The sequence below is a fragment of the Pseudomonas sp. PGPR N4 genome, from assembly GCF_059693665.1.
Window position 1 is genome coordinate 359,865 of sequence record NZ_JCAUKV010000003.1, and the last position, 12,815, is coordinate 372,679.

The 12,815-nt window shown below is 60.2% G+C and carries 13 protein-coding genes; all 13 read left to right on the forward strand.

Annotated features, from left to right (window positions below; all coding sequences use genetic code 11):
• Window positions 1–17: 17 nt before the first annotated feature.
• The 13 genes from rpsB to lpxA all read left to right on the forward strand — a co-directional run bounded on the left by rpsB (window position 18) and on the right by lpxA (window position 12,815).
• Window positions 18–755, forward strand: a complete 738-nt coding sequence (gene rpsB / locus AC58X1_RS15410; RefSeq protein WP_101317236.1) for a 30S ribosomal protein S2 — start codon at window positions 18–20, stop codon at window positions 753–755.
• A 187-nt stretch (window positions 756–942) separates the two neighbouring features.
• Complete coding sequence (tsf, locus tag AC58X1_RS15415) at window positions 943–1,806, forward strand: translation elongation factor Ts (RefSeq protein WP_101317239.1); 864 nt, start codon at window positions 943–945, stop codon at window positions 1,804–1,806.
• A gap of 181 nt (window positions 1,807–1,987) precedes the next feature.
• A complete protein-coding gene (gene pyrH, locus AC58X1_RS15420) occupies window positions 1,988–2,731 on the forward strand; it encodes a UMP kinase (RefSeq protein ID WP_101317241.1) in 744 nt (247 codons plus the stop codon).
• On the forward strand, window positions 2,728–3,285 hold the full coding sequence (gene frr / locus AC58X1_RS15425) for a ribosome recycling factor (RefSeq protein WP_150572028.1): 558 nt from the start codon (window positions 2,728–2,730) through the stop codon (window positions 3,283–3,285). Before pyrH ends, frr begins: the two co-directional genes overlap by 4 nt.
• A 16-nt stretch (window positions 3,286–3,301) precedes the next feature.
• On the forward strand, window positions 3,302–4,057 hold the full coding sequence (uppS, locus tag AC58X1_RS15430) for a polyprenyl diphosphate synthase (RefSeq protein WP_101317245.1): 756 nt from the start codon (window positions 3,302–3,304) through the stop codon (window positions 4,055–4,057).
• Entirely contained in the window at window positions 4,057–4,872 is an 816-nt protein-coding gene (locus AC58X1_RS15435; RefSeq protein ID WP_101317247.1) for a phosphatidate cytidylyltransferase, read from the forward strand. The genes uppS and AC58X1_RS15435 overlap by 1 nt, the downstream gene beginning before the upstream one ends.
• Window positions 4,869–6,059 carry a 1-deoxy-D-xylulose-5-phosphate reductoisomerase gene (ispC, locus tag AC58X1_RS15440; protein ID WP_497429074.1) on the forward strand — a complete coding sequence of 397 codons (1,191 nt, stop codon included), beginning with the start codon at window positions 4,869–4,871 and terminating at the stop codon, window positions 6,057–6,059. The genes AC58X1_RS15435 and ispC overlap by 4 nt, the downstream gene beginning before the upstream one ends.
• Window positions 6,060–6,105: 46 nt before the next feature.
• Window positions 6,106–7,458 carry an RIP metalloprotease RseP gene (rseP, locus tag AC58X1_RS15445; RefSeq protein ID WP_150572026.1) on the forward strand — a complete coding sequence of 451 codons (1,353 nt, stop codon included), beginning with the start codon at window positions 6,106–6,108 and terminating at the stop codon, window positions 7,456–7,458.
• 73 nt (window positions 7,459–7,531) lie between these two features.
• Window positions 7,532–9,880 carry an outer membrane protein assembly factor BamA gene (gene bamA, locus AC58X1_RS15450; RefSeq protein WP_101317252.1) on the forward strand — a complete coding sequence of 783 codons (2,349 nt, stop codon included), beginning with the start codon at window positions 7,532–7,534 and terminating at the stop codon, window positions 9,878–9,880.
• Window positions 9,881–9,925: 45 nt separating this feature from the next.
• Window positions 9,926–10,429 (forward strand): OmpH/Skp family outer membrane protein, encoded by a 504-nt coding sequence (locus tag AC58X1_RS15455; protein WP_101317254.1) that lies wholly within the window; start codon window positions 9,926–9,928, stop codon window positions 10,427–10,429.
• A gap of 1 nt (window position 10,430) precedes the next feature.
• Window positions 10,431–11,486 (forward strand): UDP-3-O-(3-hydroxymyristoyl)glucosamine N-acyltransferase, encoded by a 1,056-nt coding sequence (gene lpxD, locus AC58X1_RS15460; RefSeq protein ID WP_497429075.1) that lies wholly within the window; start codon window positions 10,431–10,433, stop codon window positions 11,484–11,486.
• Window positions 11,487–11,601: 115 nt separating this feature from the next.
• A complete protein-coding gene (gene fabZ, locus AC58X1_RS15465; protein ID WP_101317259.1) occupies window positions 11,602–12,042 on the forward strand; it encodes a 3-hydroxyacyl-ACP dehydratase FabZ in 441 nt (146 codons plus the stop codon).
• Window positions 12,039–12,815 (forward strand): acyl-ACP--UDP-N-acetylglucosamine O-acyltransferase, encoded by a 777-nt coding sequence (gene lpxA / locus AC58X1_RS15470; protein WP_101317262.1) that lies wholly within the window; start codon window positions 12,039–12,041, stop codon window positions 12,813–12,815. The genes fabZ and lpxA overlap by 4 nt, the downstream gene beginning before the upstream one ends.

Here is a 12,815-nt window from a genome sequence, read left to right on the forward strand (position 1 = left end):
CTTATCAAGGAACAATCATGTCCCAAGTCAATATGCGCGATATGCTGAAGGCCGGTGTGCACTTCGGTCACCAGACCCGTTACTGGAACCCGAAAATGGGTAAATACATTTTCGGCGCGCGTAACAAGATTCACATCATCAACCTGGAAAAAACCCTGCCGATGTTCAACGACGCTCTGTCGTTCGTCGAGCGCCTGGCCCAGGGTAAAAACAAGATCCTGTTCGTCGGCACTAAGCGTTCCGCCGGCAAACTGGTCGCCGAGCACGCTGCTCGCAGTGGTTCGCCATACGTCGACCACCGCTGGTTGGGCGGCATGCTGACCAACTACAAGACCATCCGCGCTTCGATCAAGCGTCTGCGTGATCTTGAAGTCCAGGCTGAAGACGGTACCTTCGCCAAGCTGACCAAGAAAGAAGCTCTGATGCGTTCGCGCGATCTGGAGAAACTGGACCGCAGCCTGGGTGGTATCAAGGACATGGGCGGTCTGCCTGACGCACTGTTCGTCATCGACGTTGATCACGAGCGCATCGCGATCACCGAAGCCAACAAGCTGGGCATCCCGGTTATCGGCGTTGTCGATACCAACAGCAGCCCGGAAGGTGTTGATTACATCATCCCAGGCAACGATGACGCCATCCGCGCAATCGAGCTGTACATGGCTTCGATGGCTGACGCCATCATCCGCGGCCGCAACCATGTTGCTGGCGGCACCGAAGTCTATGTTGAAGAAGCAGCGGCACCAGCTGCTGAGTAATTGACGCCTGGCGTCTACTTGGCACGCAAAAAGGGGGCTTGGCCCCCTTTTTGCCACCTGAAATCCTCCTGTCAGCAATAACGCCGCATGATGACCTCCTGCTGGCAACAAGACAGTGGATTAGCAGAATTGAACGCCCGTGACGAGCGGGTGGAATGGTTGAAAAACTTTCCAAGAGGATTTTGAAATGGCAGCAATTACTGCAGCGCTGGTCAAAGAACTGCGCGAGCGTACCGGCGAAGGCATGATGGATTGCAAGAAAGCCTTGGAAAAGGCTGACGGCGATATCGAAAAAGCCATTGACGACATGCGTGCCTCCGGCGCCATCAAGGCCGCCAAAAAGGCTGGCAACGTTGCCGCTGAAGGCGCTATCGCCATCAAGGCCGACGACAAGTCCGCCGTCCTGCTGGAAGTGAACTCGCAGACCGACTTCCTGGCTCTGCAAGACGACTTCAAAAACTTCGTTGCTGAAAGCGTGGAACAGGCTTTCAACGACAAGCTGACCGACGCTGCCCCGCTGATCGCTGCGCGCGAATCGGCGCGTGAAGCACTGGTCGCCAAGGTTGGTGAGAACGTCAACATCCGTCGCCTGGTGCGCGTTGAGGGTGACGTTGTTGGTGCCTACCTGCACGGCAACAAGATCGGTGTTGCGGTTGTTCTGAAGGGCGGCGATGTTCAGCTGGCCAAAGAAATCGCCATGCACGTTGCTGCGTCGAACCCTGAGTTCCTCGATTCGTCGGAAATCTCCGCCGAGGCCATCGAGCGCGAGAAGGCTGTGTTCCTGCAGCTGAACGCTGACAAGATCGCCGGCAAGCCGGAAAACATCGTTGAGAACATGATCAACGGTCGTATCACCAAGTTCAAAGCCGAAGCCTCGCTGAAAGAGCAAGCTTTCGTCATGAACCCGGAGATCAAAGTCGGCGAACTGGCCAAGAAAGCCGGTGCTGAAATCGTTTCCTTCACCTACTTCAAAGTAGGCGAAGGCATCGAGAAGCCGGTCGACAACTTCGCTGAAGAAGTTGCCGCCCAGCTGGCTGCTGCCAAGCAGTAAGACAGCCTCGTCTGTCGCCCTAAAGAGGCTGCCCGCTCACGCGCGCAGCCTCTTTGTCAAACCGGCACCAGGTTTATCCGGCCTGGTACCGCTGGCGCTGAAGCAGCGCCACGCTACAGTTAGCTGGCTGTAACCCAGCCCGCGCAGAATTTTCTTAAAAACGCCGCAGGAGAGACTCGCAATGGCTCAGCAGGTGAGTGGTCGCCAACCTCGCTATAAACGCATTTTGCTCAAACTTAGCGGCGAGGCCCTGATGGGCTCGGAAGAGTTCGGGATCGACCCGAAAGTGTTGGACCGCATGGCCCTCGAAGTGGGTCAGCTGGTCGGCATCGGTGTCCAGGTGGGCCTGGTCATCGGCGGCGGCAACCTGTTCCGCGGTGCAGCGCTCAGCGCCGCCGGCATGGATCGGGTTACCGGCGACCACATGGGCATGCTCGCCACGGTGATGAATGGCCTGGCCATGCGCGACGCCCTCGAGCGTTCGAACATCCCGGCACTGGTCATGTCGGCCATCTCCATGGTCGGCGTCACCGACCATTACGATCGTCGCAAAGCTATTCGCCACCTCAACTCCGGGGATGTGGTAATTTTCTCCGCCGGTACCGGCAACCCGTTCTTCACCACCGACTCCGCAGCCTGCCTGCGCGGCATCGAAATCGATGCAGATGTGGTGCTGAAGGCGACCAAGGTCGACGGTGTGTACACTGCCGATCCATTCAAGGACCCGCACGCCGAGAAGTTCGATCGCCTCACCTATGATGAGGTTCTGGATCGCAAGCTGGGTGTGATGGACCTGACCGCAATCTGTCTGTGCCGCGACCACAAGATGCCATTGCGTGTATTCAACATGAACAAGCCTGGCGCCCTGCTGAATATCGTGGTGGGTGGCGCTGAAGGTACTTTGATCGAGGAAGGCCAAGCATGATCAACGAAATCAAGAAAGATGCTCAGGAACGTATGACCAAGTCGCTGGAATCGCTCCAGCATGCGTTCAGCCGCATCCGCACCGGTGTTGCTCACCCAAGCATTCTCGAAGGCGTGATGGTGCCGTACTACGGTGCGGATACGCCGATCAAGCAAGTGGCCAGCATCACCGTCAAGGATTCGCGCACCCTGCAGGTCGTTGCTTTCGAGCGCAACATGCTCAGCGCGGTCGACAAGGCTATCGGTAGCGCAGGCCTCAACCTGAACCCGACCAACCTGGGCGAGCTGCTGCTGATCACCATGCCAGCCCTTACCGAAGAAACCCGCAGGGGCTTCACCAAGCAGGCTCGTGAAGCTGCCGAAGATGGCCGTGTCGCCGTGCGCAACATCCGTCGTGATGCGCTCAGCCAGCTCAAGGACCTGGTCAAGGAAAAGGAAATCAGCGAAGACGAAGAGCGTCGTGCGGCTGATGACATCCAGAAACTGACCGACAAGTTCGTCGCGGATATCGAGACTGCCGTGAAGGCGAAGGAAAAGGACCTGATGGCCGTCTGAGGCCAGGGTTCTCTTCATGGAAAAGACCAAGCAAGCGGCGCCGTCAGGGGTGCCGCGTCACGTCGCGATCATCATGGACGGCAACAATCGCTGGGCGAAGAAGCGTCTGCTGCCCGGTGTTGCCGGGCATAAAGCTGGCGTGGATGCTGTGCGCGCGGTGATTGAGGTATGTGCCGAGGCGGGTGTCGAAGTCCTGACCCTGTTCGCCTTCTCCAGTGAAAACTGGCAACGCCCGGCCGATGAAGTCGGCGCATTGATGGAGTTGTTTTTCACGGCCTTGCGCCGCGAAGCCCGGCGCCTCAATGACAACAACATCAGCCTGCGCATCATCGGTGATCGCAGCCGCTTTCATCCGGAGCTGCAGGCCGCCATGCGCGAGGCCGAAGCGGCAACCGCCGGCAGCAATCGCTTCATCCTGCAGGTCGCTGCCAATTATGGTGGTCAGTGGGATATCGCCCAGGCAGCGCAACGGCTGGCCCGTGAGGTGCAGGCTGGGCATCTGCGCCCGGATGACATCACTCCGGGGTTGTTGCAGGCCTGTCTGTCGACCGGCGACCTGCCGCTGCCTGACTTGTGTATTCGTACCGGCGGCGAGCATCGCATCAGTAACTTCCTGTTGTGGCAGCTGGCCTACGCCGAGCTGTATTTCTCCGACCTGTTCTGGCCGGACTTCAAACACGAGGCCATGCGTATCGCGCTGGCCGATTTCGCTTCGCGCCAACGCCGCTTCGGGAAAACCAGCGAGCAGGTCGAGGCTGGAGCTCGTGCTTAATGCTTAAACAACGCATCATTACTGCGCTGATCCTGCTGCCGATTGCACTGGCTGGATTCTTTCTTCTGCAGGGCGGCGACTTCGCCCTGTTCATCGGCTGTGTGGTCACCTTGGGCGCCTGGGAATGGGCGCGTCTGGCCGGCTTGATGGCTCAACCAATGCGCATCGCTTATGCCGCTGTGGTGGCTGCGGCGTTGATGCTGCTGTACCTGTTGCCCGAACTGGCGCCTTGGGTGCTCGGCGCAGCGGTGATCTGGTGGGGGTTGGCGACCTGGCTGGTGCTGACCTACCCGCGCAGCAGCGAACTGTGGTCGAGTGCCGCCTGCCGCCTGCTGATCGGCTTGCTGGTGCTGCTGCCGGCCTGGCAAGGCCTGGTGTTGCTCAAGCACTGGCCGCTGGGCAACTTCCTGATTCTCTCGGTGATGGTGCTGGTGTGGTCTGCCGACATCGGTGCGTACTTTTCCGGTCGCGCGTTCGGCAAGCGCAAGCTGGCCCCTCACGTCAGCCCCGGCAAGAGCTGGGAAGGCGTGTATGGCGGCCTTGCCGTCAGCCTGCTGATCGCGTTGGGCGTAGGCCTGGTGCGTGACTGGAGCATCGGCCAGCTGCTGTTGGGGCTGCTGGGTGCGGTAGTGGTGGTGATGGCTTCGGTGGTGGGTGATCTCACTGAAAGCATGTTCAAACGCCGCGAAGGCATCAAGGACAGCAGCAACCTGCTGCCTGGCCATGGTGGTGTGCTTGATCGCATTGACAGCCTGACCGCTGCCATCCCGATGTTCGCCGTGCTGCTGTGGGCCGCTGAATGGGGTGTCATGTGAGCCGTAGGCAACGGATCACGGTGCTTGGCGCTACCGGTTCGATTGGTCTGAGCACGCTTGACGTGATTGGCCGTCACCCAGAGCGCTACCAGGTATTTGCGCTCAGCGGCTATTCCCAGGTCGAGCAGCTGCTGGCGCTGTGTTTGCGCCATAGCCCAGCGTTTGCTGTGGTACCAAGCGCTGACGCTGCGCTGCGCCTGCGTGCGGATCTGGCGGCGGCGGGCAGTGCTACCGAGGTGCTCGAAGGCGAGGCCGGCCTGTGTCAGGTGGCTGCAGCCAGCGAAGTCGACGCGGTAATGGCTGCGATCGTCGGTGCTGCTGGCTTGCGTCCAACCCTGGCGGCGGTTGAGGCCGGCAAGAAGGTTCTGCTCGCCAACAAGGAAGCGCTGGTTATGTCCGGCGCATTGTTCATGGACGCAGTGCGGCGCAGTGGCGCGGTGTTGCTGCCGATCGACAGCGAGCACAATGCTATTTTCCAATGCTTGCCCGGCGATTATGCGCGTGGTCTGGGTGCAGTTGGCGTGCGCCGCATCTTGCTGACGGCCTCCGGCGGGCCGTTCCGCGAAACGCCATCGGCGCAGCTCGAAGCAGTCACGCCCGAGCAGGCCTGTGCCCATCCCAACTGGTCGATGGGGCGCAAGATTTCGGTCGACTCGGCGAGCATGATGAACAAGGGCCTCGAGTTGATCGAGGCGTGCTGGTTGTTCGATGCTGCGCCAGCTCAGGTCGAAGTTGTGGTGCATCCGCAAAGCGTGATCCACTCATTGGTGGATTACGTCGATGGTTCGGTGCTCGCCCAATTGGGTAATCCCGACATGCGCACGCCGATTGCCAATGCGCTGGCCTGGCCAGAGCGGATCGACTCCGGCGTTGCCCCGCTTGACCTGTTTGCCATCGCCCGGCTGGATTTCCAGGCGCCCGATCCGCATCGCTTCCCCTGCCTGCGCCTGGCGCGTCAGGCGGCAGAAGCCGGCGACAGTGCACCTGCGGTACTCAATGCGGCCAATGAAGTGGCAGTTGAGGCATTTTTGCAGCGGCGTATCCGCTTCCCGGAGATCGCGGGTATGATCGAGCAGGTGCTCGAACAGGAGCCAGTTGTGCCACTGACGTCGCTGGATGCGGTGTTTGCTGCCGACCAGCGCGCGCGGGAGCTGTCCCGGGAATGGCTGCGGCGGAACGGCCGCTGATGCGTGCTCGCTCCAGGGTTGTCCTGAACGTCTTTCGGAGATGGATATGACTGCGCTCTACATGATCATCGGTACCCTGGTTGCGTTGGGCGTGCTGGTCACCTTCCATGAATTTGGTCATTTCTGGGTTGCGCGCCGTTGCGGGGTCAAGGTGCTGCGTTTCTCGGTAGGCTTCGGCACCCCGCTGTTGCGCTGGCACGACCGGCATGGCACGGAATTCGTGGTTGCGGCCATTCCGCTGGGCGGTTACGTGAAGATGCTCGACGAGCGCGAGGGCGAAGTGCCGCCGGCGCTGATCGAGCAGTCGTTCAATCGCAAGCCGGTCGGCCAGCGCATCGCCATTGTCGCCGCTGGGCCGATCGCCAACTTCCTCCTGGCAATCGTGTTCTTCTGGCTGCTGGCCATGCTTGGCACCCAGCAGGTTCGGCCGGTCATCGGTGCGGTCGAGGCGGGTAGCCTGGCCGCCAGTGCCGGCCTCGCTGCTGGCCAGGAAATCGTCTCGGTGGACGGCAAGGCGACCAATGGCTGGTCTGCGGTCAACCTGCAACTGGTGCGCCGCCTTGGCGAGAGCGGCACCCTGCGCGTGGGTGTGCTGGACGAGGGCAGCACTGCCGAGAAGCAACACGAGATCAACTTGAACCAGTGGCTGCGCGGGGCGGATGAACCCGATCCGATCCAGTCGCTGGGTCTGCGCCCGTGGCGCCCGGTGATTGCCCCGGTACTGGCCGAAATCGACCCGAACGGGCCGGCGGCGGCAGCGGGGCTGAAAACCGGTGACAAGCTGCTGAGCCTGGATGACATTGCCCTTAACGACTGGCAACAAGTGGTCGACAGCGTGCGTGCCCGCCCAGAGGCCAAGGTGCAGCTGCGGATCGAGCGCGATGCTGCGGTGCTGGATGTCGCGGTAACCCTGGCGCGCAAAGGCGAAGGCCAGGCCTCCGGTGGTTACCTCGGGGCAGGGGTCAAAGGTGGCGAATGGCCGGCGACTATGCTGCGCGAAGTCAGCTATGGGCCGCTGGCCGCGATGGGCGAAGGCCTGACGCGGACCTGGAACATGAGCATTCTGACCCTTGAGTCGTTGAAGAAAATGCTGTTCGGCGAGCTCTCGGTAAAAAACTTGAGCGGACCGATAACCATTGCTAAAGTGGCGGGCGCTTCAGCCCAGTCGGGCGTTGGGGATTTCCTGAATTTCCTGGCCTACCTGAGCATAAGCCTGGGGGTTCTGAACCTGCTGCCCATTCCAGTACTGGATGGGGGGCATCTGTTGTTCTACCTGATCGAGTTGGCACGCGGCCGTCCGCTGTCGGATCGGGTGCAAGGTTGGGGGGTCCAGATCGGTATAAGTTTGGTCATAGGGGTGATGTTGCTCGCCCTGATCAACGATCTGGGTCGACTATAAAGCTTCGCTCAATTGCAAACCTGCCGCCTTTTTGCGGCGGGTTGTTTATTGCCAGTTGGAATAAAAGGACTTCATGAAACGTCTGCTGCTAACTGCGGTCCTCTCCGCACTGATGATCGCTGAAGTTCACGCTGAGTCCTTCACCATCTCCGATATCCGCGTCAACGGCCTGCAGCGGGTTTCCGCCGGCAGCGTGTTCGGCGCACTGCCTCTGAACGTGGGCGATCAGGCTGACGACCGTCGCCTGGTGGATTCCACCCGCTCGCTGTTCAAGACTGGCTTCTTCCAGGATATCCAGCTGAGCCGCGACGGCAACGTCTTGATCATCAATGTGGTCGAACGTCCGTCGGTAGCCAGCATCGAGATCGAAGGCAACAAGGCGATCAGCACTGAAGACCTGATGAAAGGTCTGAAGCAGTCTGGTCTGGCCGAAGGCGAGATCTTCCAGCGCGCCACCCTCGAGGGTGTGCGTAACGAACTGCAACGTCAGTACGTGGCCCAGGGCCGCTACTCGGCCGAGGTCGAAGCTGAAGTCGTGCCACAGCCGCGTAACCGGGTTGGCCTGAAGATCAACATCAACGAAGGCACGGTTGCCGCGATCCAGCACATCAACGTGGTGGGCAACACCGTGTTCGATGATGACGAACTCGGCCAGCTGTTCGAGCTGAAAACCACCAACTGGTTGTCGTTCTTCAAGAACGACGACAAGTATGCCCGCGAAAAACTCTCCGGTGACCTCGAGCGTCTGCGCTCCTACTACCTGGACCGCGGCTACATCAACATGGACATCGCTTCTACCCAGGTGTCGATCACCCCGGACAAGAAGCACGTCTACATCACCGTCAACATCAACGAAGGTGAGAAGTACACCGTTCGTGACGTGAAGCTGTCCGGTGACCTCAAGGTTCCGGAAGACCAGGTCCAGTCGCTGCTGCTGGTGCAGCCAGGCCAGGTCTTCTCGCGCAAGGTGATGACCACCACGTCTGACCTGATCACCCGCCGTCTGGGTAACGAAGGCTATACCTTCGCCAACGTCAACGGCGTGCCGCAGGCGCACGATGAAGACCACACCGTCGACATCATGTTCGTGGTCGACCCGGGCAAGCGTGCCTACGTCAACCGCATCAACTACCGCGGCAACACCAAGACCGAAGATGAAGTGCTGCGTCGCGAAATGCGCCAGATGGAAGGCGGCTGGGCTTCGACCTACCTGATCGACCAGTCCAAGACTCGCCTTGAACGTCTCGGCTTCTTCAAGGAAGTCAACGTCGAGACCCCGCCTGTGCCGGGTACCGATGACCAGGTCGACGTCAACTACAGCGTTGAAGAGCAGGCCTCCGGTTCGATCACCGCCAGCGTCGGTTTCGCCCAGAGCGCCGGCCTGATCCTCGGTGGTTCGATCAGCCAGACCAACTTCCTCGGAACCGGTAACAAGGTTTCGATCGGCCTGACCCGCAGCGAATACCAGACCCGCTACAACTTTGGCTTCGTTGACCCCTACTGGACTGCCGATGGCGTCAGCCTGGGCTACAACGCCTTCTACCGCAGCACCGACTACGACGACCTCGACGTCGACGTGGCCAGCTATGCAGTAGACAGCCTGGGTGCCGGTGTCAGCGTCGGTTACCCGATCAGCGAGACATCGCGTCTGACCTACGGCCTGAGCGTGCAGCAGGACAAGCTGAAGACCGGTCGCTACACCGTTGACGAGATCTTCGACTTCGTCGACAAAGAGGGCGACAACTTCCTCAACTTCAAGGCGTCTGTCGGCTGGTCCGAATCGACCCTGAACAAAGGTGTACTGGCTACCCGTGGTCACTCCCAGAGCCTGACCCTGGAAAGCACCGTGCCGGGCAGCGACCTGTCGTTCTACAAACTGGACTACCGTGGCCAGCTGTTCAAGCCGCTGTCCAACGATTACACCCTGCGTCTGCACACTGAGCTGGGTTACGGTGACGGTTATGGCAGTACCTCTGGTCTGCCGTTCTACGAGAACTACTACGCCGGTGGTTTCAACTCGGTACGTGGCTTCAAGGACAACACCCTCGGCCCGCGCAGTACGCCGAGCAAGGGTAACCGTCCGGGTACCGCGGCTGACCCCGATCAGGATCCGTTGGCCTTCGGTGGCAACGTGCTGGTCCAGGGTGGTGTCGAGTTGCTGTTCCCGCTGCCGTTCGTCAAGGACCAGCGCTCGCTGCGCACCTCCGTGTTCTGGGACGTGGGTAACGTGTTCGACACCAACTGCGGTTCCAAGCCTGATTGCACCAAGGTCGGCTTCTCGGACATGGCCAGTTCGGTTGGCCTGGGCGTAACCTGGATCACTGCGCTGGGCCCGTTGAGCTTCAGTTTGGCAATGCCGATCAAGAAGCCGGCAGAAGCCGAAACCCAGGTGTTCCAATTCTCTCTGGGGCAGACCTTCTAAGGTCGGCCCCGTGCTTAACGACAACGGATTCTCCAGGAGTGCATCGTGCGTAAGTTGACCCAACTGGCCTTCGTGGCTGCGGCGCTGGTCGCCACCCCCGCTTTCGCCGAAATGAAAGTGGCTGTGCTGAACTATCAGATGGCACTGCTCGAGTCGGACGCCGCCAAGCGTTACGCCGTCGATGCCGAGAAGAAGTTCGGCCCGCAACTGACCAAGCTCAAGGGCCTGGAAAGCAGCGCCAAAGGCATCCAGGACCGTCTGCTCAAAGGCGGCGACAAGATGCAGCAGCAAGAGCGTGAGCGTCTTGAGCTCGAGTTCAAGCAAAAAGCCCGTGACTTCCAGTTCCAGTCCAAGGAACTCAACGAAGCCAAGGCCGTTGCCGACCGTGACATGCTCAAGCAGCTCAAGCCGAAGCTGGACGGTGCTGTTGAAGAAGTGATCAAGAAAGGCGGCTTTGACCTGGTACTCGAGCGCGGCGCAGTGATCGATGTCAAACCGCAGTACGACATCACTCGCCAAGTCATCGAGCGCATGAACCAAGCCCGTTGATATGACCGTGACCATGACGCTCGGCCAATTGGCCGAGGCGCTCGGCGCTACCCTCAAGGGGCCCGAGGCGCTGCAGATTACCGGGCTGGCCACCTTGCAGGAGGCCGGTCCCGGGCAATTGAGCTTTCTCGCCAACCCGCAGTACCGCAAGTACCTGGACAATTCCCAGGCTTCTGCGGTTCTGCTCAAGGCAGCAGACGCCGAAGGCTTCGCCGGTAACACCCTGATCGTCGCCGACCCGTATCTGGCTTACGCGCGCATCTCTCACCTGTTTGATCCAAAGCCCAAGGCTGTAGCGGGGATTCACCCCAGCGCCGTGGTTGCTGATGACGCTCAGGTCGATGCCAGTGCCAGCATTGGGCCGTTTGCGGTGATCGAGAGCGGTGCGCGCATCGCTGCCAATGTCACCGTGGGTGCGCACTGCTTCATTGGTGCGCGCTGTGTGATTGGCGAAGGCGGCTGGCTGGCCCCGCGGGTCACGCTGTATCACGACGTGACCATTGGTGCGCGGGTGACGATTCAGTCCGGTGCGGTGATCGGCGGCGAGGGCTTCGGCTTTGCCAATGAGAAGGGCGTCTGGCGCAAGATTGCCCAGATCGGCGGTGTGAGCATCGGTGATGATGTCGAGATCGGCGTCAATACTGCGGTAGACCGCGGTGCATTGGCGGATACCCAGATCGGCAACGGGGTCAAGCTCGACAACCAGATCCAGATCGCGCACAACGTGCAGATTGGCGATCACACGGCTATGGCCGCGTGTGTCGGCATCTCTGGCAGTACCCGCATTGGCAAGCATTGCACCATTGCTGGCGGTGTTGGCATGGTTGGCCATATCGATGTCTGCGACAACGTGTTCGTCTCCGGCATGACCATGGTTACCCGTTCGATCACCGAGCCGGGTGCCTATTCTTCCGGCACGGCCATGCAGCCGCTGGGTGATTGGCGCAAGAGTGCGGCGCGGATTCGCCAGCTCGACGATATGGCCAAACGCCTGCAGCAGATGGAAAAACGCTTCGAGACCGTGACCTCAGGTGGCCAGCCGACATCAGAAGGCTGATACCATTTCCTGAGCCAAGAGTGATCCGTTGCTAGCTGGCTCCTCTATTGGATTGCTAAAGGAGCGTGTGGTCAGCACCTGCGCTCCCTATTCTTACTACAGGCTTCCCCCCGAAATGATGGACATCAACGAGATTCGCGAATACCTGCCTCACCGTTACCCGTTCCTGCTGGTGGACCGGGTCACGGAGCTGGACTTCGAGGCCCAGAGCATTCGTGCCTACAAGAATGTCAGCATCAACGAGCCGTTCTTCAATGGCCACTTCCCGGCCCACCCGATCATGCCAGGCGTGCTGATCATCGAAGCCATGGCCCAGGCAGCCGGGATTCTCGGGTTCAAGATGCTCGATGCCAAGCCGGCAGACGGCACGCTGTACTACTTCGTTGGCTCCGACAAGCTACGCTTCCGTCAGCCAGTGTTGCCAGGCGACCAGTTGGTCCTGGAAGCCAAGTTCCTCAGCCGCAAGAGCATGATCTGGAAGTTTGAGTGCCGTGCCCTGGTTGACGGCAAGCCGGTATGCTCGGCGCAGATTACCTGTGCGGAACGCTCCCTATGAATTCAATTGATCCGCGGGCTATCGTCGATCCTTCTGCCAGGCTGGCGGACGGTGTCGAGGTGGGCCCCTGGTCGATCATTGGTCCCGATGTCGAAATCGGGGAGGGCACAGTAATCGGCCCACATGTGGTACTCAAAGGGCCGACCCGGATCGGCAAGAACAACCGTATCTACCAGTTTTCCTCGATTGGCGAAGACACCCCTGACCTCAAGTACAAGGGTGAAGCCACGCGTCTGGTGATCGGCGACCACAACGTGATCCGCGAAGGCGTGACCATTCACCGCGGAACCGTTCAGGACCGTGCTGAAACCACCCTCGGCGATCACAATTTGATCATGGCCTATGCCCACATCGGCCATGACAGTGTGATCGGCAACAATTGCATTCTGGTCAACAACACTGCGCTGGCTGGCCATGTGCATGTGGGCGACTGGGCAATTCTGTCTGGTTACACCCTGGTTCATCAGTACTGCCATATCGGCGCTCACGCGTTTTCCGGCATGGGCACCGCGATCGGCAAGGACGTACCCGCGTTCGTCACTGTATTTGGCAGCCCGGCCGAAGCCCGCAGCATGAACTTCGAAGGCATGCGTCGGCGTGGATTCAGCGATGAAGTCATCCTCGCGCTGCGCAAGGCCTACAAAATGGTCTATCGCCAGGGCTTGACGGCTGACGAGGCTATCAACGAGTTGCAGGAGTTGGCTGCATTGCACCCTGAGGTCGAGCTGTTCCGTGCCTCCATCCAGAGCTCCGCTCGCGGCATCACCCGCTGA

Excerpts from the sequence above, each read along its gene's own strand:
- lpxD (WP_497429075.1), top strand. The coding sequence starts at position 10,431 with ATGACCGTGACCATGACGCTCGGCCAATTGGCCGAGGCGCTCGGCGCT.
- uppS (WP_101317245.1), top strand. The coding sequence starts at position 3,302 with ATGGAAAAGACCAAGCAAGCGGCGCCGTCAGGGGTGCCGCGTCACGTC.
- pyrH (WP_101317241.1), top strand. The coding sequence starts at position 1,988 with ATGGCTCAGCAGGTGAGTGGTCGCCAACCTCGCTATAAACGCATTTTG.
- rseP (WP_150572026.1), top strand. The coding sequence starts at position 6,106 with ATGACTGCGCTCTACATGATCATCGGTACCCTGGTTGCGTTGGGCGTG.
- fabZ (WP_101317259.1), top strand. The coding sequence starts at position 11,602 with ATGATGGACATCAACGAGATTCGCGAATACCTGCCTCACCGTTACCCG.
- rpsB (WP_101317236.1), top strand. The coding sequence starts at position 18 with ATGTCCCAAGTCAATATGCGCGATATGCTGAAGGCCGGTGTGCACTTC.
- AC58X1_RS15435 (WP_101317247.1), top strand. The coding sequence starts at position 4,057 with ATGCTTAAACAACGCATCATTACTGCGCTGATCCTGCTGCCGATTGCA.
- lpxA (WP_101317262.1), top strand. The coding sequence starts at position 12,039 with ATGAATTCAATTGATCCGCGGGCTATCGTCGATCCTTCTGCCAGGCTG.
- bamA (WP_101317252.1), top strand. The coding sequence starts at position 7,532 with ATGAAACGTCTGCTGCTAACTGCGGTCCTCTCCGCACTGATGATCGCT.
- frr (WP_150572028.1), top strand. The coding sequence starts at position 2,728 with ATGATCAACGAAATCAAGAAAGATGCTCAGGAACGTATGACCAAGTCG.
- tsf (WP_101317239.1), top strand. The coding sequence starts at position 943 with ATGGCAGCAATTACTGCAGCGCTGGTCAAAGAACTGCGCGAGCGTACC.